Source organism: Francisella sp. 19S2-4, from assembly GCF_036281795.1.
In the GTDB taxonomy this organism is placed as follows: domain Bacteria; phylum Pseudomonadota; class Gammaproteobacteria; order Francisellales; family Francisellaceae; genus Francisella.
Genome location: NZ_JAWUZH010000039.1, coordinates 1 through 21672 on the forward strand (window position 1 = coordinate 1; position 21672 = coordinate 21672).

A 21672-nucleotide genomic window follows, 5' to 3' on the forward strand; every position below is an offset into this window, starting at 1 on the left:
GATTCTAAGGAACAGCTAAAGCTAATTAGACACTGGGTTAGAGAGAGTTTAAAGTAAATTTATCTAGGACAGCCCTAAAAATAATATTCAAAAGTTTTATATAAAACTAGTTAGCAAAGAGTTATTATCTATTATCTTCAAAAGGCACAGCATAATCACATTCTGTATTAGGACATGCTTTTTGTTCGCCATCTTTTTTAGTTGTCTTATGTAAAAGTATAGGGGAGTTACATTTTGGACAAGGCTCTTTTATTGGTGGGTACCAGTAAGCATTTTTACATTTAGGGAATCCTGAACAGGCATAAAAAACTTTACCTTTACGAGACTTCTTCTCAACAATATGGTTTTTATTGCATTTAGGGCAAATTACTCCAGTGTCTTTAGGTTTTTCTAGTGGTTCCATATGTTTACATTTTGGATAGTTAGAACAGCCTATAAATTTACCATAGCGTCCTTGTTTGATATGTAAATCTGATTCACATTCTGGGCATTTTCTACCTTCAACAACAGTAGGCTCTTCTTTTTCAATTTCTTTGCCATCATTATCGACACGGCGAGTATATTTACAAGTTGGGTAGTTTGTGCAACCAATAAATCTACCATTCTTACCTAGGCGAGAAGATAGTTTACTGCCACACTCAGGACAATCTTCATCAAGCTCTTCTGTAACTACATCTTTACGTGAAACATCCTCCGAAATTTTATTTATTCTTTCAATAAAGGGATGCCAAAAACTATTTAAAACATTTAGATAATCATTCTTGTGATTTGCAATCTCATCAAGCTCTTTTTCCAATCCTGCTGTATAAGAATACTCGACATATTTTCTAAAGTATTCTGTTAAGAATTTATTTACAATTCGACCTTTATCTATTGGTATAAAGCGACGTTTTTCAATTTCAACATATTCTCTTTGTTGTAGTGTTGAGATAATAGTTGCATAGGTTGAGGGACGTCCAATTCCATATTTTTCTAATGCTTTTACTAAAGACGCTTCTGTATAACGAGGAGGAGGCTCTGTTGAATGTGCTTTGACAATTACATCATTAAGTTTTATTTTTTCACCTTTTTCAAATTTAGGTAAAGTTATTTCATCATCTGAGTCTTTATCATCTTCATCTTTTTCAACATTGTAGATTTTTAAGAATCCTGCATCAACAATAACAGTTCCAGTAACTCTAAACTTGTGTTTATTGTTTTCTGTAATCAAGTCAACAGAAGTGCTATTTAATGTAGCATGCTTCATTTGACAAGCAATAGTTCTGCTATATATCAAGCTGTATAATTTATATTCATCAGCTGTTAGATGTTGTTTGATTGACTCAGGTGTTCTTTCGGCAGCTGTTATTCTAATAGCTTCGTGTGCTTCTTGAGCATTTTGTGATTTTTTACCAAAAACTCTAGGATTTGCCGGAAGCATGTCTTTGTCATATTTTGACTCAATAAAGCTTCTAATATCATTTAGAGCGTCATTAGAGAGATTTGTTGAATCAGTTCTCATATATGAAATAAGACCAACAGATTCACCATTTCCAAGATCTATACCTTCATATAGTTTTTGAGCGGTAGACATTGTTCTTTTTGCAGTAAAGCCTAGCTTTTTAGAAGCTTCTTGTTGCAATGTTGATGTTATAAATGGAGGATAAGGGTTTCTTCGAGTTTTTTTCTCAGTAATTCCATCGACAATTAAAAATCCATTAGCATCCTTTAAAATAGTAGATTTTGCACTATCTGCATCATCTTCTTTTGTAAAGCTAAATTGTTCAATCCTTGTATTGTCAAACTCAATCAGACTAGCAAGAATTTTTTTCTTTTTAAACGTATCTGCTGTTAAGCTCCAGTAATCTTTTTTTACAAAGCTTTCACGCTCAATCTCACGTTCAACAATCATTCTTAGTGCTGGACTTTGAACTCTTCCTGCAGATAAACCACTTGTAATTTTACGCCATAATAACGGAGATAAGTTAAAGCCTACTAGAAAATCTAAAGCTTGACGTGCTTTTTGGGCATTTACTAAATCCATAGAAAGCTCTTTTGGATTTTCTATGGCATTGGTAACAGCAGATTTTGTAATTTCATTAAAGCTAATTCTATAGACATTTTTATCTTTAAGGAGATGTGCGTTTTTTAAGACTTCTTTAACATGCCAAGATATTGCTTCACCCTCTCTATCTGGATCCGTAGCTAGATAAATACTATCTGCATTTTTAGCAGCTTTTTTGATAGCATCTAAATGTTTTTTACTTCGATCACTAGTGGTGAATTTAATTTTGAAATTATCGTTAACATCTATTGAAGTATCTTTTGATGGTATTTCACGCACATGTCCAAAAGATGCTAGGATATCAAAGTCTTTTCCTAAATATTTTTTTATAGTCTTTGTTTTTGCTGGAGACTCTACAATTACTAAATTTTTTGCCATTTTAAACCTTAGAAATAATTTTTTTATAAAAAGAGTATTTGAAACACTCGTTAGTGATCTTATAAAATATAAGAAAACATCTCGCTTATCAATAGCTAATATACAAAAGTTGGTTTTATAGCAGGCAAATATAGACTATAATTCCTTAAGTATTTTATATAAATAAAATAAGTTACAGATTTTAAGGTTTTGAAAAATGAGTCAAAAAAATGCAAAAGTGATTTCTTTGCTACAGCAAAAGGGTGGTTCAGGAAAAACTACTACAGCTGTAAATATTGCCTGTGGACTGAAAGAGTTGGGTTATAAAGTAGCTATAATAGATATGGATAAAGATAAGCCTGATGCGTATATGTGGATGACAAAGAATGATGACTCTGATGGTTTTGTTTATAATCTAGATGAAAAGAGTGTCAGAGAGAAAGTTGCTGAGTTAAAAACAGGCTTGGACTATATTGTTATTGATACACCTCCTAACTTTCAAACAGCAGCCTTAAAATCGGCTTTATTGTCTGATTTGGTTGTTATCCCTTGCTCACCAAGTGGAATGGATCTATCAGGACTTATTGAAGCTAAGGACTTAGCATTGACAGCAGATAAGCCATATAAGTTTTTTGCAAATAGAGTGCAAATGCAATCTAATATGTCAAAAAGTCTGATGGATTTCTTTGAAGAGGATGGTAACTTTTTTGAAGCGTATGTTTCTCAAAGTGTTAAGTTTATCGAATCTGAAGCAGAGGGTTTATATATTGGCGAATATGCAAAGCAAAGTAAAGCTCATATACAAGTTAAAAAACTTGCTAGGGAAATAGCAGAATTCTTTGGAGAGAATAATGGCTAAAAAAGTATCTTTAATGAATCGTAAAGTTAATCAAAAAGTTCATGATACAGTTGGTCAAGAAAAAAAAGATATACTTAGAGCTATGCAACTGCAAGAATTAAATGAGCAGGCTAGTAAAGTAGGCCAACTTTTTGAATTACCTTTGAATATTGTACAACCTGATAAAAATCAGCCGCGCAAGACTTTTAAAAATATAGACTCATTAGCAGAGAGCATAAAAGAAAATGGTGTAATTCAGCCAATTATTGTCACAACTAAAAAAGATGATGGCTCACATCATATAATAGCTGGTGAGAGAAGATATTTAGCAAGTCAAAAAGCAGGTCTTACAACTATTCCTTGTATAGTTAGACAAGAAGAGTCTGATGCTAGTATAGTTCTTTTACAGCTCTTGGAGAATGATCAACGCGAAAGTGTTTCTCCTTTTGAGGAGGCTGATGCTTTAAAAGATTTAATAGATAATAAACAGATGAAAAAATCTGATATTGCTAAGATCTTAGGTAGAGATAATAGTTGGATTTCAATGCGTCTTAAGATATCTGATTCAGATGATAATATAAGAGAATTATCAAGAAAAGGAATTATTGACGACGTAAGAACTCTTTATGAATTAAAAAAATTTGCTGAAGAAATTCCTCAAGGAGCACAAGAGTTTGTCAAAAAAGCTTTAGAAAATAAAATTTCAGGATCATATCGTACAGCAATTACAAGATATAGAGATAATTGGAAGCGTAAAGCTGAAATTCTAGATGATTCAAGAGCTGATGTGATAAATATTAAAGATATAAGCAAAGATAAAAATCTACTTAAAATAAAAGGTTCACGTATAGGTGGTAAAGCACATACATATACATTTGAAATTACAGAAGAGTTTAAAAAAATATTATTTGAAGCATTAATAAAATAGTTATAAAAAACAAAAAATATGAAAATAGCAATTTTACAAACAGATCATATACCTGAGCATCGAAGAGTAGTTTCAGGGGGGAATTATCCAGATATGTTTGCAAATTTATTTTTTAAATTATCTGTTGTAGTTGATTTAGATATTTTTGATGTAACTGAACAGGAGTATCCGGAAGATTACGATATTTATGATGGTTTTATTATAACAGGGAGTAAAGCTACAGCATTTGATAATCTAGCATGGATAACTAGACTAAAATCTGAAATAGTTAAGTTATATAATAAAAATAAGAAAATAATAGGAATTTGTTTTGGGCATCAAATATTAGCTCAAGCTTTAGGTGGTAGAGTTGAGAGGGGGCCCAAAGGATTTGCTGTGGGTGTGCGGAATGTCAAGATTTTAACTAAAAAAGCTTGGATGAAGCCATTTCATAGTTATTTAAGTTTATTATTTTATCATCAAGATATGGTTGTAGAATTACCAAAAGATGCTGAGCTTATAAGTACAAGTGATTACTGCAAGGTGCAAATGTTCTGTATAAATAATCATATTTTAGGGATTCAAGCACATCCAGAGATGTTAAAGGTTCATAATCATGCATTGATAAAAGAATATCAAGATGATATCAAAAACGAATTTCAGCACGCTTTAGAGAGTTTAAGAATAAGAGATAATAGCTTAATAATGGCTTATTGGATGGTCAATTTTTTTGAGTATAAGGATTAAATAAATAAAATGAATATAAATAGACTTGTAGTTTTTGGTGATAGTCTTTTAGATAATGGTAATATTATCAAAACTCTTGATATACCAGGTAAGCCTTATTTTGATGGAAGATTTTCCAATGGTTTTGTTTCTACTGAATATTTAGCTGAATTAATTGCTAAAGAGCAAAACTCTAAAGAAGTAAAGCATAAGAATTATGCAATAGGTGGCGCACTAACACACGGCCCTAATCCATCATCTTTACTTAAGCATCATTCATTTGCGGTATCTGATCAATTAGCAAGATTTGAAAATGAAGAAGGAAGATTTGCTGATGATGACATGGTTGTTATAAATGGTGGAGCGAATAATTTTATGTTTACCGTTTATAATGAGATACCTTATATAAATTTAACAGCAAAACTTAGAGTCGCTAGAGACTTACGAAAAATACTTAGAAAAGCTATTGGCATGGGTGCAAAAAATATAATAGTTTGGAATATTCCAGATGTTACAAGAGCTCCTGGGTATAAAGAATATTTGTCTAATTGGGTAGGTAAATTCTTTAAGTCTTATTTACAATTAAATATTAATTTGCAGAACGGGTTATTAAGGAATCGAGTGGCTGATCTGCAGATGCTTTTTCCAGCTGTAAACCTTAAACTTTTTGATTTCTTTACACTATTAAATGACTGTATAGATAGTCCAATGAAATATGGTTTTGAAAATGTTACAGATGCTTGTATAGATAGTTATGGTGGTGCAGATTCATTAGGCAATATTCAATATGATATAGAAATTATAGGAGATCCAGAGAAGTATCTATGTTGGGACTACTGTCATCCCACAGCAAAAGCTAATAAGGTTGTCGCTAATAGAATGTTTGAGTTGTGGAAGCATAATGTCTAATATTCAATTTTAAATAATTACCTCTATTTATTTTCACAAGTCATGTATTATTTATTAATAGTTTTAGATATTAATAAATAATATTTTCAAAATTGTTTTTGCATATTTCTATAATCAAGAGTACAATCAAATTACTATTAGAATTGATATGTTAGTACAGTTTGGGAAAAGATAGAGAAAAGTACGGACATATTTATAAATAGTATGGTTACGTTAAGTTTTAAAATATAAAAAAGGAAGAATTGTATGAATATCTTTAGAAAAATAGCAGCTACAAGCTTAGTATCAATAATGTTAGTAGGAGTGTCTTTTGCAGATGCTAGTAGTGAACAACCACAGCCTCCAGCAACTAATAATCCTGTAGCAGAACAAAAAGCAAATGTGAATGATGCAAAAGCAGCTAACAATAATCCTAGAACATCACGTGAATTTATATCACCATTAAGAAAAAATAGATTAGACCGTCGTCATGATAGAAGAGTATCTATGTTTAGTTCTGATAAGCCAGATGCTTCTGCTAAGACTACAGCTCAGCAAGTAAACCAACCAACTAAGTAACCTATAAGTCTTCTACTTTAAATACATTTCTCTATACTTTGTTTATTCTTTAATCTCTTTAGTAATATTGGCTCAATTATTGAGACTTGATTGAGTGCTAGAGATATTTGTAGTGAATGTTAGATTTTTAAATAAATATACTTATTAAATAATATTTTATATAGAGCGCGGATAATATAAAATTTTATATATTTCCTAATAGTTTTAGTTTGTTTATGTTAAAAGACATCTTAACTACTGATTTTGATCCCGAAAGTTACCCAAATGCTTTAATTGTATTAAAATCTCAAATTAAAGACTGCAATGAAGAGTCTGAATATCATAGTCATTCTAAAGCACAGTTAATATTACCAACTAAAGGACTTATTCAGTCAAATGTTGAATCTAAGATTTGGGCAGTACCTTTAGGTAGTGCATTATGGATTCCCAGCTATATTTATCATAGTAATCTAATAACGAAAGGTGGTGAAATGTGTATGACTTTTGTAGATAAGTCGATGCTTGCTAATATGCCGAAGAAAGCTTGTGTATTGTACATATCTCCTTTAATAAGAGAGTTGATTTTATATTTATCACAACAGAGAGTTTTGGATCAATTGAATTTTGAAAATCAAAAAATAGCTAGTGTTTTGGTTAATCAACTATCAAAAATGTTGCCAACATTTTATAATTTTTCTTTACCTTCAGAAAAGATTTTACAAGAAGTAGCTCTCGAATGGCTTAGTAAACCAACAAAGTATAAATATATATCTGATATGGCTTGTGAGTGCTCAGTTAGTAGTAAAACTTTGGCACGGAAAATTAAAAAAAATATAGGGATGAATTTTAGTGATTGGAAAAAGCAGTTGCATATTGTTGTAGCATTACAAAAGTTATATGAGGGTTATTCAGTAGATTGGGTGTCAGAATATTTGGGTTATGAATCAACAAGTACTTTTGTTACTTTTTTTAAAAGAGTTTTTAAGTGCTCTCCTAAAAAATATATTAAAAGTTATTGTTAGTATGTTTTTTAAACATTATCTAGAGTTATTTTTTCTGGGTTTGCAACAAAAAAGTGAGAAAATTAACATAACTATTGATACGCAAATACAGATAATAAGAGGTATCTCCCAGCTTGAAGTTATTTGATGGAATAGACCTGTTACAATTGGACCTAAAGCAGCTAATATGTAGGCTATCGACTGAGATTTTCCAGAAAGGACAGCTGCTAGTTGTGTATTACTAGTTCTAGTGCCTATTAATATTAAGCTGACCATAAATGCACCACCAACTCCTATCCCTAATATTACAATTGCAATAAAGGTAAATATATTAAGTAAAAGAAATAAGATTCCTAAAAAATTACATAATGCAAATAGTAAAGTAATAATATTTTTGTTTTTTAATATTCTCATAAGTGGAGTTATTATTAATACGGGTAGGCTCGATGACATTTGAAATAATCCTGCTAAATAACCAGCACCTTGAATAGAATATCCTTGGTTTTCTAGAATAGAAGGAATCCATGTCGAAAGAGTATACATAAGTACACCACTACATGATAGAAATATACTTATTTGCCATGCAATCTTAGATTTCCAGATGTGGCTATGAAGATTTGTAAAGTTATTATTTTTTGGTAATAAAGTTTTATTTTTGAGCTGGGGTAGCCATATAATTAAAGTTATTATGCTAAGTATAGCAATACTTGATAATGCTAGTGTTAAGCTAGAGTTTCCTGAGTAAGAGAGCTTTTGTGCTAGATGCATAATTGGTATCATTAAGCTAATAGTTAGCCAAGATCCTAACCCCATCATTAATCCATATATTGATATCATAATAGGGATATTATTTGGAAATTTTTGTTTTATAAATACTGGCATAAGAACGTTAGATACCGTTATACCAATACCAATAATAATAGTACCTAAAAACATTGTGTATATATTAATATATGAACGTATTAATATGCCAAGAGTTATTAATACTATAGATATCATTAGGCTTACTTCTAGAGAATGTTTCTTTGCGAAAGAAAATATAAATAGTGATAATGTTGCAAAAATTAATAATGGAAGGCTAACTAATAGTCCTGCTATTACGGAAGAAATATTAACAGTATCAACAATGTTTGTAAGTAGTGGTGATATTGATGTAATAGGAGCTCTTAAAATAGATGCTATTAGAATAATTCCAATAAGGCAAATAAATATATGTTTAGTATTTTTCATCTGATTATTTATAAGTTTTGCTGTATTTGTATATTATGATATTTACTTTTTTTTAGAAGAGACTGTTTATTTGGTTTAGAGGACATTTTAGCTATGAAGAGCTATCTGAATGAAATACCTATCCGTTGAAGCCATCAGCTACTATATAAAATTCTCTTGATTTTGATCTTGATGATTTGGGTTTGAATTGAGTTACTTTGCTAAAAGATTCTTTAACTAGTTTTAAATATTCATCACTACCTTGCCCTTGAAAAACTTTTGCCACAAATTTTCCATTTGCTTTAAGGTTTGTATCTGCAAAATCTAAGGCTAGCTCTAAAAGATATATTGATCTTGCTTGGTCGGAAGTTTTGTTTCCACTTAGATTTGGGGCCATGTCCGATACTATACAATCAATTTTTTGATTATTAACTAGTTGATTTAACTTTTCATAAGTTTCATCACTTGAAAAATCACCTTGTATAAAATTAACACCAGCTATTGGGGCCATATCTAATAGGTCTAAAGCTATAAGTTTTCCATTATGCCCAATGTATTTTACTATCTGCTCAGACCATCCTCCTGGTGCAGCCCCAAGATCAACTACAAACATATCTGGTTTGAAAATCTTATATTTATCTTGTATCTCAAGAATTTTGAAGCTTGCTCTACTGCGATAGCCTAATTTGTTTGCTTGTTTAACATAAAAATCAGAAGTATGATCTTGTATCCAGCGTTTGGTGTTTGCAGCTTTTGACATTTATTGAATAAATTACTATCTTTGATTTTGATGCTTTATTATAAATAATTTAAATCATAAGTGAAAAGCTTTTATTTATTAAGTTTGGATTGATAGGTATATTAAAAAAAGAGCATTGCCGTTATAATTGTTAAACATTAGTATATTGCTTTTAAAGAAAATGAATAAGAAGATTTTAGGTTTGTGTGTAGTATTATTGTTAGTAAGCTCTTGTACTAATGTAGAAGATGGTATACAAGATAATATTGATCATTACAAAAAGTTAACTAGATATAGTGAAGTTCAACCTGTTAAATACTCAAAGCACACAAACAGTGTTGCAGGGGTTGATTTCTTGGTTGCAAATTATCCAGACCAAGTGATTAATCTTAATGGAAGTAATGATTTTGATAAAAGATATGACAAGCTTGTAAGCTTTTTAAAGAATAATGGTTATACAATTATGTCCAATGAGAAGCTTCCTTTGACAGCAACTGTAATTGCAGAGGTTAATAAACCTATGCCCGATCTTAAATATATAGGAGTATTAATGCAACAAAATACTCGTTTACAGCAAACTGTTTATAATATCTCTTATGGAGGAAATAAGTTTAAAGCTCGTGAGTTTTATAATGATTATAAACAGACTTTATGATTTCTTCTTATTAAATAAGGATGCTAATATTAGTAATATCACTCCACATGTAACGGCTGAGTCAGCAATATTAAATGATGGCCAATGATAATTTCCAATATGAAAATCTAAAAAATCAATTACATATCCTCTAAAAGCACGATCATAGAAATTACCTAAAGCACCACCTAAGATTAGTGAAAAAGAAAATAAGTTCAGCTTTGCTTCAGCGGGTTGCTTGATAATTAAATAAATAAGAACTACTGCTGCGACAAATGAAATTATTGAAAACATTACCATTTGCCATGATGTTTGACTATTGCTTAGAAGACTAAAAGCAGCGCCGTGATTATATAAAAGAGTAAAGTTAAAAAAACTAGTTATCTTAAGTGGTTGCGCGAACTCTAGAGAAGTATTAGCGAGGTGCTTAGTGTATAAATCAGCAATTATAATAATAATTGCTAGAATAAAATACTTCAATTTAGGTTTAAGCGAATTCACGAGATTCTCCAGTTTCTGTTGTAATATTCTCAACACAACGACTACATATGTCTGGATATTGATCATTTTGACCAACTGTTGAGCTGCGATGCCAACATCTTTCACATTTAGGTTCTTCAATTTTATTTATATCAATAAATAACCCTGGGATATGAGCTTCTGTCGAACTTCCAGATTTTTCTTCGATAGGTCTTAAGTTTGCCTTAGAAGATATTAATAAGAATCTAAGCTCATTTTGAAGTTTATTAAGAAGATTGTATTTTTCTTCATCTGCGTACAAAGTTATTTGTGCTTCTAGAGATGCTTTAATAATGTCTTCGTTTCTCTTGATCTCTAGTACTCTATTTACTTCAGAACGTATTTCTTGAATTTGTGTCCAGAAGTTTAGATCTAGCTCATCATTTGAGTCAAATGATTTTAATTCTGTATACCATTCACATAGTTGTATTGGTAGCTCGGTTGTTTTTGGGACAGCCTCCCATATTTCATCAGCTGTATATGATAGTATTGGAGCCATCCATCTAACTAATGCATGAACAATATGATATATTGCTGTTTGTGCAGATTTACGAGGGTGTCCATCAGTTTTAGCAGTGTACTGTCTATCCTTAATAATATCTAGATAGAAGCTTCCCATTTCAACAGAGCAGAAGTGATGTATCAATTGAGCTACTGTATGAGTCTGATACTTTTCGTAAGCGTCTATGATTTTATCTTGGAACTCTTTAGTTTTAGCTATAGCCCATTGATCTAGCTTAACTAATTTATCAAATTCAATAATATCTGTTTCAGGATTAAAACCACTTAAGTTGGATAATAAAAATCTAGCTGTATTACGTAATCTGCGATAAGTATCAGCAGTTCTCTTTAGAATCTGATCAGAAACGGCCATTTCACTCTTATAGTCAGTTGATGCTGTCCATAGACGTAAAATATCAGCGCCAAGTGTATTATAAATATCTTGTGGAGATGTTACATTTCCTAAAGATTTAGACATCTTACGGCCATGTTCATCAACAACAAAGCCGTGGGTAAATACTTCTTTATATGGTTGGCTGCCTTTAGCTGATATGCCAACTAATAGAGATGTTTGGAACCAGCCACGATGTTGGTCAGAACCCTCTAGATATAAGTCAGCAGGGTAGCTTAAGCGCTTGTCAATATCTAGAATACACATGCTAGATGAGCCAGAATCAAACCATACATCTAGAGTATCTTTTACAGATTTATATTTATCTGTTTCTGATATGAACTCGCTATCATCAGCATTAAACCATGCTTCAATACCACCTTTTTCTATCTTCTCAGCTACTTTATGAAGTATTTCAAGAGTATTTGGATGTAGCTCCTCTGTTTCCTTATGAATAAATAAAGGTAGAGGTACACCCCATGTTCTTTGACGTGATATACACCAGTCTGGTCTATCTTTAACCATTCCTTCTATACGAGCTTGGCCCCAGCTAGGCGCCCAGTTAGTTTCTTTGATAGCTTCTAAAGCTTTATCACGTAGGCCTTCTTTCTCCATGCTTATAAACCATTGTGGAGTAGCTCTAAACATAAGTGGTGTTTTGTGGCGCCAGCAATGAGGGTAGCTATGCTTGATTTTATCAAAATTCATTAGGCGTTTCTTTTCGCCTAAAAGTTCAACAACTCTATCATTAGCTTTAAAGATAAATTCGCCTGCAAATAATTTAGTATTTTCACTATAGCAACCGTTTCCTTTAACAAAAATCTCCATAGATAAGTTGTGCTCTTTACCTAAAGTAAAATCTTCAACACCATGTGTAGGAGCTGTATGAACCATACCTGTACCAGAGTCATCTGTTACATGATCTCCATGTAAGATTGGTACATGACGATTATAAAAAGGATGTTCTGCTATGATTCCTATCAAATTTTCACCACTAGTAGAGGCTACTACATTAGCATTCTCTATAGCGTATCTTTTTAATGTCTGTTCTACTAAATTTTCAGCAAGGATTATATAAAAATCATCTACTTTTATTAGACTGTAATTTAGATCATTACGAACAGCTATAGCTTGGTTTGCAGGCAAAGTCCAAGGGGTAGTTGTCCAAATGATAGCAAATGCATCATGGTTTAAAGAGCCTAGCCCAAATGCTTCGGCTAATTTAGATTGATCTTTTATTTTAAATTTAACATCAATAGCAGGAGATACTTTATCTGCATATTCAACTTCAGCCTCAGCTAGTGCTGAACCACATTCAGTACACCAGTGAACAGGTTTAAAACCTTTGCTTAAATGACCATTTTCTACTATTTTAGCTAGAGTTCTAATCATATTGGCTTCATAGCTGAAATCCATAGTTAAATATGGCTGCTCCCATTCACCTAAAACACCAAGTCGTTTAAAATCTTTCTTTTGTATTTCAACTTGTTGTTTTGCATATTTGCGACACTCTTTTCTAAAGGAGTCTTCAGAGATTTTCTGACCAGCCTTGCCATGTTTTTTCTCAACTTGTAGTTCTATTGGTAAACCATGACAATCCCATGTTGGGATGTATGGAGCATCATAGCCGCTTAACGTTTTAGATTTTACAATTATATCTTTTAGAATTTTATTTACTGCGTGACCAACATGAATACTTCCGTTTGCATATGGAGGACCATCATGTAGAACAAATTTGTTACGCCCAGCAAAGTGTTCTCTAATTTTTTGATAAATACCTTGTTTTTCCCACTTATTAAGAATCATTGGCTCTTTATTGGCTAAATTACCTTTCATTGAGAAAGATGTTTTTGGAAGGTTTAATGTGTCTTTATAGTCACTCATCTGTATTCCTTAGGTATTTAAAATAGTTAATGTTGAGAATTTTAAAAAATTACTTAAGCACAAATTATAATGTACAAAGATAGTTATGTTAATAGCCTACAATGTACTTATTAAACTTTTTGCTGTTTTAATGTCTTGGGAGATTTGCGATTTTAACTCTTCAAAAGATTTAAACTTTTTTTCCTCTCTAATAAAATCTATGATTTCTGTAGTAATGTGCTTGCCATAGATATCTCTATCAAAATTAAATATATGTGTTTCTAGAAGATTATTTTTTCCGTCTACAGTAGGCCTAGTTCCAGCATTAGAAATGCCATAGAAATATTCATTACTATCATCGAAATAGACTTTTGTAAGAAATACGCCTTTAAGAGCAGAGTTCTTTGGTAATCTTTGGTTTGCTGTATGAAAACCAATTTTTCTACCATTTTTTTGCCCATGTATAACCCTTGAATTAATTTTTAAAGATCTTCCTAAAAGTTTATTGACTTGCTCTAGATCATGCTCAGCAATAGCTTGACGTATTTGACTGCTACTAATACGATGGTTATCTAGGTTTAAAGTAGAAACTTTATCAACTTTAAAATCATATTTTATTGAGAATTTTTTTAAAAGATCGTAGTCACCTTTGCGTTTTCTACCAAATTTAAAATCATCACCAACAATAATATGTTTTATATTTAATTTCTTTATTAAGTAATCCGTGATGAAGGTCTCTGCTTCGATATTTGCAAAGTTAGAGTTAAATTTTTGACAGATTATATTTTCTAAACCTAGTTGATGTAAATTTATAGCTTTGTTTCTAAAGTCATAGATTCTAGTAGGAGAATTTTCTTTAAGAAAAAATTCTTTTGGTAATGGTTCAAAAAATAAAACATAAGGCTTTAGTTGGTTTTTCTCAGCAATAGAAGCCAGTTTTTTTATAATTGCTTGATGGCCTAAGTGAACACCATCAAATGATCCAATAGCTACGGCAGTAGGTTCTGAGTTTTTGATTTTTTTAAAGTTTGTGATAATTTTCATTATAAAAAGAAGATTTTAAGCTATTTTTTTAAAGGATATAATAACTTAATAGTATTCATTTTTTGTTGAAAAAAAGCAACTACTGTTAGATACTTATTAGTTAGAAGTTTTGTATTATATTTTTGTGGAATATTTTTAAGCGGTTGGGCCATGGAAAGACGTGTAAAGAGAATAAGAAAATTACGAAATAAAAGTGGTAAAGTTTTTGCAATTGAAACTAATCTCACAGGTAGGCAACTACTCAATAATAGGGTTTTAAACAAGGATGTTGCTTTTAGTCAAGAAGAAAGATTGGCATTTGATATTCTTGGTTATCTTCCAGAGAAGGTTGAAAGCTTAGAAGAACAAGCTGCAAGAGTTAGAAAGCAACTTGATCTAAAACCAAACTCATTAGAAAAGTATGTTTTCTTAAATAGACTACATGATCTAAATACAACTTTATTTTATCACTTTGTTCGTGAGAACTTAGAAGAGATAATGCCTATTATATATACTCCAACAGTGGGTGAGGCTGTACAGAAATATAGTAGTTCATTTAGAAAACAAAGTGGTCTTTTTATATCTATTAACCATAAGAGATATATCTCAAGAATTTTAGAAAGATATGAATATAATAGTATTGACTTAGTTCTTGTGACAGATGGTGAAGCAGTTCTTGGTATAGGCGATCAGGGTATTGGTGGTATGAATATCAGTATTGGTAAAATTATGGTTTATGTTGCAGCTAGTGGTATAGATCCAGCTAGAGTTTTACCTGTTCAGCTTGATATGGGTACAAATAATGATGATCTACTTGCAGCTCCTGGTTATCTAGGTGTTCGTTTACCAAGAGTTTCAGGTGAGACGTATGATGAATTTATTGAAGAGTTTGTCACACAGGTTAAAGCAAGATTTCCTAACGTATTTTTACATTGGGAAGATCTAGGTCGAGATAATGCTACTCGTATCCTAGAGAAATATAAAGAAAGATTATGTACATTTAACGATGATATTGAAGGTACAGGAATTGTAGCTGCAGCGAACTGTATTGCGGCAATTAAGACAGCAATGACTATAAGAGTTAACTCAGGAGAATTGACAGAAGAACAAGCAATTGGTGGAATCTGTGATCTTAAGATAGTAATCTTTGGAGCAGGTAGCGCAGGTTGTGGTATTGCAAGACAACTTGCAGATGTGATAGCCGATAGAGCAGGTATTAGTATTGAGAAAGCTAGAAAGAGTATTTATCTGGTTGATAGATATGGCTTGATCTGTGATAAGCTAAGAGCGAAAAGAATCACTCCAGAACAGAAACTTTTTGTTAAAACAAGTGCTGAAATAGATAGTTGGGATGTTGAAGATTTCGAGCATATAACATTAGCAGAAACTGTTAAAAACTCGAAGCCAGATATTTTAATCGGAACATCAGGCCAGCCAGGATCATTTACAGAAGAAATAATTAAAACAATGGCTGAATGCAATAACTATCCTATTATAATGCCATTATCAAATCCAACAGCTCTTTGCGAAGCTTTGCCTGAAGATATTATCAAGTGGACAGAAGGAAAAGCATTAATAGCGGCAGGAAGTCCTTTTGCAGATGTTGAGTATAATGGTAGAGAATATAGAATATCGCAAGGGAATAATGCATTTATTTTCCCTGGATTAGGTTTAGGATCTGTTGCTGTTCATGCGAAAACTTTAACTAATGGTATGATTAGAGCAGCTTGTTACAAGCTGAGTGATTTATCTCCAATGGTGATTCATGAAGATATAACACAACCATTATTAGCAAATATTTCGGATTTGGTTGGGGTGTCTAAAGAAATAACGAGAGCCGTAGCTAAGCAAGCCATACTCGAGAATGTTCATGGTGTTGATATTGATTTAGAAGATCTAACACCAAATGAGCTTGATGATGAAATTGATAGATTAATAAATCTATCTTCATGGACACCTACATATGCACCGTACATGCCAATTTAATATCAAGTAAGTTTAATTTTTCTCAAAATATTCTATAAAAAATCATCAGATTAAATATCTATTTTGTATATAACTCATTGAAAAAATATCTTTAAAAATATTATTTTATTTAAATGCTTATTTAATTCTTTTTTAACTTTTAATAAATTATATAAAATATTAACAGTCTAAAATTTATATTATTTATCTACTGTAAAATCTATTGAAAATGCAAATTTTCTCATGCTAGAATCATAAAACATTAATATTTGTTTAATTTTTTTTTAATTTTGAGGAAGCGTGATCGTGATAGGGAAATTTAAAAAGAGCTGTATTCTAATGGGTAGCATATTAGTTTGTTCTGGTTTTGGATATTCAGAGAGCTCTCCTAGTGTAGTTTCTCAAGGAGGGCCGTTAGGAGCAGTCAGTATTGGACAGCAAAATATTAATAGCACCTCAGCAGCTAGTACATCAAGCAGTGCAACAGGGTCACAATCAGCTAGTCAAAACTCTAGTTCTCAGAATATTAATGAAAAAGAGCTTTTATTAAAGTTACAGCAACAGGTTCAGCAGTTACAAGGACAGTTAAAGCAAATAAAAGCACAAAGTAGTAGTGTTAATAATATGTCTGGAGGAGATTCTCAGTTTGTTACATATGGTAAGAAAGTATATGGCAATAAGCCTAATTCTTCTCAAGGAATGGATATAAGCCAAACTTTGATTGGTGGGGCAAGTACTTCAGATATTATGGAAAATGTCAATGGAAGTAGTTCAATAGTTGATTTGAGTGATAAAGCTCTAGGCGGCGTGTTTAACCAAAGTGGTGGGATTGACGTTGGTGGTGCTCCAGCAATTACAACTCAAGGTCAAATTACCTTCTTGGGTTCATTCTCTGGTAACAACAGTATTCCTATTGGACAGATTGGCTCGAGTCTTTTTGCCTCAACATTATTAGGACAAAGAGAAAAATTTAATGATTATATGATTTTCTTTGGAGGCCTTATTGAAGCAGATGCTCAAGCTTGGTGGGGTAGCAATAATACTGCATATAATTCGAATGCTAAGACTTATTTATCAGGAAATGGTCAGAATATTTACTTGACAGCTGCTAAACTATTTTTCTTATCAAATATTGGTCATTATGTAACAGCTCAATTTGACTTTGATACGGATGAATCAGGTAATTTTGGTTTGGGTAACGCCTTTGTAATATTTGGTAACTTAGACACATCTCCTTTCTTTGTAACAGCTGGTAGAAGTAAGTTGTCTGTTGGCTCATTTGGTGGTGGTGGTCCATTGACCTCTGGTATGACTGATTGGTTAGCACCAAGCCAAGTTACAAATGTTTCTGTAAACTATAAGAGTCAGGTGTGGAACGCTAACGTTTCTGTCTTCGGAGCAGGTGATCAGACAGCAGATTTCTCTACTGCAGTATTTTATGCAGATAGTTGGACAGAAAATCTAATTGGCGCATTTAACGTTGGTTATGTTTATAATATGGTTGGTGCAGGTAATGGTTCATTAGGCGGTTTTATAACAAATCAAGGTCTTTCAACATCAACATCAATAGGCGCATTTAACGTTGATGGTAACTTGACGTATGGTTTGTGGGGAGGTTTCTTAAACATTGGTGCTGGTTGGGCAACAACAACAAACTCAGAAGAGTTTAATGGTGCTGGTAATGGAAATTCTCTAGCTGGGGCATGGTATGGAGCAGCTAACTATTCATTAGTGCTAGGTGGTAGAAATACCAGTTTCGGTGTTTCATATGGTCAATCATATAATGCTGCTGATATTCCAATGAGCATGTCCGCAGACCCTATAAATGGTGGTAAATCTGTTTCAGGGATAAAAGATCAGCTTATTATAAGTGGAAACAGAGCTTATTTTGATAATAACGTCTTATTTGGACCAGAATATTCGTATCAAAAATTATATAATGGACAACATATGAATACGATTACTCTTGATATGTCGGTATACATATAAAGTATTTATATTTTCTTTAAGGGCTTTATCTTGATGTTGGTAAAAGTTATTTGTTTTACTAATGGTTAGATTTCTTCTGTTTTTTTAAAATATACTGCATACAATCTAAATCAAAAATTAAAAAAATATGAATCTATAAAAATATATCTTTTATAAGATAATCTAAATAAATTCATGTTGACATATAAAACATCTAAGTTATAAAATATAAAAAGAAATGTCTTCTCTGGTTGCTATATTCAATGAAGACCTTGTTTGTGAATGATTTGTTGTTTTTACTATGTATTTAAGAGAATCGCTTTAAGTATGGCTGTTGTATGAGCATGCTTAGTAAACTATTTTCTTAAATATAAATAGCTAAATGATGATATATTATATCAAACAAAATTTTGGTTAAACTATAGTTTATAGCAGAAAACTCGTAGAGTTTATTTTATTACTTATATTTTGAGGAAACGCGATTGTGGTACAAAAGTTGAAGAAAAGCTTTATTTTAATTAGTTATATACTTATATGTGCTGATTTTGGTTACTCAGAAAGCTCTCCTGATGTAGTTTCTCAAGGGGGACCGTTAGGAGCTGTTAGTATTGGAGACCAAAATATTAATAATACTTCTAATACTTCAACAGCTAATGATTCTAAAGATGCAAGCTCAACAACATCACAATCACCTAGTCAAAATTCTAGCTCTCAGAATATTAATGAAAAAGAGCTTTTGCTTAAGTTACAAGAGCAGGTGCAGCAATTACAGGGACAATTACAGCAAATAAAAGCACAAAAAGGCCAAATTAATAATATGTCCGGAGGTAGCTCACAATTTGCGACGTATAGTACAAAAGTATATAATAATGAGCCAAATACTCCTCAAGAAATAACAGGTGGTGATCTAAGTCAAACATTGGTTGGAGGACAAACTGCTTCAGATATTATGGAGAATGTTAACTCAAGTAATTCAATTATTGATTTGGGTAATAAATCTTTGGGGGGAGTATTTAACTCAACTGGTGGTATTGACGTTGGTGGTGCTCCAGCAATTACAACTCAAGGTCAGGTTACTTTCCTAGGTTCGTACTCAGGTAACAACAGTATCCCTATCGGACAGATTTCATCAAACCTTTTTGCCTCAACGTTATTGGGACAAAGAGAGAAATTTGATGATTATATGATTTTCTTTGGTGGTTTTATTGAAGCAGATGCTCAAGCTTGGTGGGGTACTAGCAATGTTGCTAGCTATAACAATGGTGCTAGTACGTTATCAGCAACGGGTGAGAATATTTATTTAACAAATGCTAAGTTATTTTTCTTATCAAACCTTGGCCACTATGTGACAGCGCAGTTTGACTTTGATACAAGTGAGTCAGGGACTTTTGGATTAGGTAATGCTTTTGTAATATTTGGTAACTTAGATACATCGCCTTTCTTTGTGACAGCAGGTAGAAGTAAACTATCTGTTGGTACATATGGTGGTGGTGGTCCTTGGACTTCAGGTATTACATCTTTCTTGGCTCCAGATAAAGTAACTAACGTTTCTGTAAACTATAAGGATCAAGTATGGAACGCTAACATTTCAGTATTTGGTACTGATGATCAGACAGCGGATTTCTCAGCAGGCTTATTCTATGTAGATAGCTGGACAGAAAATCTAATTGGAGCATTTAATGTTGGTTACGTTTATAATATGGCAGGTGCAGGTAATAGTTCATTAAGTGATTTCTTAACAAATGAAGGTCTTTCATCAGCAACAACAATAGGGGCGTTTAACGTCGATGCCAACGTAACTTATGGACTATTAGGAGGATTCCTAAACTTAGGAGCAGGCTGGTCAACTACTACAAACGCAGCAGATTTTAATGGTACTGGTGATAATGTGCTTACAGGAGCTTGGTATGGCGCGGCTAACTACTCGTTAGTATTAGGTGGTAGAAATACCAGTTTCGGTCTTTCATATGGTCAGTCATATAATGCAGCAGATGTACCAATGACTATATTAGCAACATCTCCTATAAATGCTGGACCAACTACTTCAGGGGTAAAAGAGCAGTTTATTGTTAACGCCAACAGAGCATATTTTGATAACAATGTCTTATTCGGTCCAGAATATGCATATCAAAAATTATATAACGGCCAGTATATGAATACTATTACTCTTGATATGTCAGTATATATATAGAAGTTCAAAGAGATCACTAGAGATTTTCTTCATTATTTATATATTTAATATAATATAACGATCAAAAATAATTTATAAATATAAACTAAGATTGAGTTTTTTCAAATCAATTCTCTGGTTCGTTAATTTTTAAATATTATTGTTAAAAATTGATAGTATATCTTATTTTTATTTGTGTTATTCTATTGTTTTAATTTAGCTGTATTTAACTATGTAAATCTGTTTTGGTTTTATAGCATTTGTCTTTAGAGTTATATTTCAATTTATATATTTAATCTAAAGAGGATCTAATTCCCCGCAGCTCTGCTGCGAGGTAATTTATTATAGTTAGATGGATATGAGAGTTGATAATTCTACGATAACTTTCAACTTGAAAATAACCAAATTCATATAAATTTAGAAGATGAAAAAAATAATAATAAGTTTAATATTTATAGTTTTATTAATTTCAATTAATTTATATGCTACTACTAGTAACTCTAAAGATAACTCTCTTGATCCTGTATTACAACTTCAGCAACAAGTAAAAGAACTACAAGAGCAAATACATCAGCATTTTCAACAGATGATTCAGCTCTTCATAAGGATACTTATATAAATAAATATTTAGAGGAAAAAGATAGCTCTGATATATTATCAAATGTAAGTCCAGATTCTTCTATAATAAACTTAGATAGTGAAACTGATTCAAGAGGTTTATTTGATACTGGTGGAGATCGTCGAGGAATAGATGTTGGAGGTGCTCCAGCTATTACAACAAGAGGTGAGACGACCTATATGGGATCATACTCTGGTAACAATAGCATTCCTATTGGGCAGATATCATCTAAATTATTTGCATTAACACTGCTTTCACAAAAACAAAAGTTTGATAGTTATTCTGTATTTTTAGGAGCATTTCTTGGCATGGATGCTCAGACATGGTTTGGAGATACTATAAATAGGGTAGATTTTAGTAATAATCCGACAACACCATTCCCATCGACAGGAGAAAATATTTATTTAACATCAGCTAGACTCTTTTTCGTGTCAAATGTTGGAGAGTTTGTAACAGCAGCTTATGATGTTAGCACAAGTGAGACGGGACAATTTTTTATTGGAGATGCTTTTGCGATATTTGGTAATATGAGTATGTCACCTTTCTTTGTTACAGCTGGTAGAAGTACTCTTTCTGTAGCTAACCTAGGTGGAGGAGGTACATCAACGGGAAGTATCGCAGGCTTTTTAGGAACAGGTAGAGCAACAAATGTATCGCTAAACTATAAGACTGATACTTTAAAAGACTGTTGAATAAATCTTTCAATTTCTATGAATAGGAATATTTTTGCTATTTTTAGTAAAAACTTAGCC

General features: G+C 32.0%; 18 protein-coding genes. 12 read left to right on the forward strand and 6 right to left on the reverse strand.

All coding sequences use genetic code 11. From position 1 onward, the window contains the following. Positions 1 to 124: 124 nt before the first annotated feature. On the reverse strand, positions 125 to 2422 hold the full coding sequence (gene topA, locus R8535_RS08415) for a type I DNA topoisomerase (protein ID WP_329498311.1): 2298 nt from the start codon (positions 2420 to 2422) through the stop codon (positions 125 to 127). Positions 2423 to 2618: 196 nt separating this feature from the next. On the opposite strand from topA, the gene R8535_RS08420 reads away from it, so the two are divergent. From R8535_RS08420 to R8535_RS08445, 6 genes are all read left to right on the forward strand, one after another. Then, entirely contained in the window at positions 2619 to 3260 is a 642-nt protein-coding gene (locus R8535_RS08420; RefSeq protein ID WP_329498313.1) for a ParA family protein, read from the forward strand. Beyond that, on the forward strand, positions 3253 to 4167 hold the full coding sequence (locus R8535_RS08425; protein WP_329498315.1) for a ParB/RepB/Spo0J family partition protein: 915 nt from the start codon (positions 3253 to 3255) through the stop codon (positions 4165 to 4167). Before R8535_RS08420 ends, R8535_RS08425 begins: the two co-directional genes overlap by 8 nt. An 18-nt stretch (positions 4168 to 4185) precedes the next feature. Next, complete coding sequence (locus R8535_RS08430) at positions 4186 to 4893, forward strand: glutamine amidotransferase-related protein (protein WP_329498316.1); 708 nt, start codon at positions 4186 to 4188, stop codon at positions 4891 to 4893. Between the two features lie 9 nt (positions 4894 to 4902). Next, on the forward strand, positions 4903 to 5781 hold the full coding sequence (locus R8535_RS08435) for an SGNH/GDSL hydrolase family protein (protein ID WP_329498317.1): 879 nt from the start codon (positions 4903 to 4905) through the stop codon (positions 5779 to 5781). Positions 5782 to 6027: 246 nt separating this feature from the next. Beyond that, positions 6028 to 6339 carry a hypothetical protein gene (locus R8535_RS08440; RefSeq protein WP_329498319.1) on the forward strand — a complete coding sequence of 104 codons (312 nt, stop codon included), beginning with the start codon at positions 6028 to 6030 and terminating at the stop codon, positions 6337 to 6339. Positions 6340 to 6554: 215 nt separating this feature from the next. After that, positions 6555 to 7340, forward strand: coding sequence for an AraC family transcriptional regulator (locus R8535_RS08445; RefSeq protein ID WP_329498321.1), 786 nt, complete (start codon positions 6555 to 6557; stop codon positions 7338 to 7340). Positions 7341 to 7355: 15 nt separating this feature from the next. Here the strand turns inward: R8535_RS08445 and R8535_RS08450 are convergent, their stop codons facing one another. Further along, a complete protein-coding gene (locus tag R8535_RS08450) occupies positions 7356 to 8549 on the reverse strand; it encodes an MFS transporter (RefSeq protein ID WP_329498323.1) in 1194 nt (397 codons plus the stop codon). Between the two features lie 118 nt (positions 8550 to 8667). Next, a complete protein-coding gene (locus tag R8535_RS08455; protein ID WP_329498325.1) occupies positions 8668 to 9288 on the reverse strand; it encodes an RlmE family RNA methyltransferase in 621 nt (206 codons plus the stop codon). A gap of 160 nt (positions 9289 to 9448) precedes the next feature. Between R8535_RS08455 and R8535_RS08460 the strand changes: the two genes are divergently transcribed. Beyond that, entirely contained in the window at positions 9449 to 9922 is a 474-nt protein-coding gene (locus R8535_RS08460; RefSeq protein WP_329498327.1) for a hypothetical protein, read from the forward strand. Here the strand turns inward: R8535_RS08460 and lspA are convergent. The 3 genes from lspA to ribF form a co-directional block, all read right to left on the reverse strand. Continuing rightward, on the reverse strand, positions 9917 to 10402 hold the full coding sequence (gene lspA, locus R8535_RS08465; protein WP_329498329.1) for a signal peptidase II: 486 nt from the start codon (positions 10400 to 10402) through the stop codon (positions 9917 to 9919). The genes R8535_RS08460 and lspA overlap by 6 nt on opposite strands. Next, positions 10389 to 13196, reverse strand: coding sequence for an isoleucine--tRNA ligase (gene ileS / locus R8535_RS08470; protein ID WP_329498331.1), 2808 nt, complete (start codon positions 13194 to 13196; stop codon positions 10389 to 10391). Before ileS ends, lspA begins: the two co-directional genes overlap by 14 nt. A gap of 96 nt (positions 13197 to 13292) precedes the next feature. Beyond that, positions 13293 to 14219: a bifunctional riboflavin kinase/FAD synthetase gene (ribF, locus tag R8535_RS08475; protein WP_329498333.1), complete on the reverse strand. Its 927-nt coding sequence runs from the start codon at positions 14217 to 14219 to the stop codon at positions 13293 to 13295. A 150-nt stretch (positions 14220 to 14369) separates the two neighbouring features. Between ribF and R8535_RS08480 the strand changes: the two genes are divergently transcribed. The 5 genes from R8535_RS08480 (at position 14370) to R8535_RS08500 (ending at position 21612) form a co-directional block, all read left to right on the forward strand. Beyond that, complete coding sequence (locus tag R8535_RS08480; RefSeq protein ID WP_329498334.1) at positions 14370 to 16184, forward strand: NAD-dependent malic enzyme; 1815 nt, start codon at positions 14370 to 14372, stop codon at positions 16182 to 16184. A gap of 285 nt (positions 16185 to 16469) precedes the next feature. Then, positions 16470 to 18152, forward strand: a complete 1683-nt coding sequence (locus R8535_RS08485; protein ID WP_329498336.1) for a DUF3573 domain-containing protein — start codon at positions 16470 to 16472, stop codon at positions 18150 to 18152. Between the two features lie 463 nt (positions 18153 to 18615). Next, positions 18616 to 20322 (forward strand): DUF3573 domain-containing protein, encoded by a 1707-nt coding sequence (locus R8535_RS08490; protein WP_329498338.1) that lies wholly within the window; start codon positions 18616 to 18618, stop codon positions 20320 to 20322. A 403-nt stretch (positions 20323 to 20725) separates the two neighbouring features. Continuing rightward, positions 20726 to 20920 carry a hypothetical protein gene (locus R8535_RS08495; protein WP_329498339.1) on the forward strand — a complete coding sequence of 65 codons (195 nt, stop codon included), beginning with the start codon at positions 20726 to 20728 and terminating at the stop codon, positions 20918 to 20920. Continuing rightward, a complete protein-coding gene (locus R8535_RS08500; RefSeq protein ID WP_329498341.1) occupies positions 20917 to 21612 on the forward strand; it encodes a DUF3573 domain-containing protein in 696 nt (231 codons plus the stop codon). Before R8535_RS08495 ends, R8535_RS08500 begins: the two co-directional genes overlap by 4 nt. Positions 21613 to 21672 lie beyond the last annotated feature (60 nt).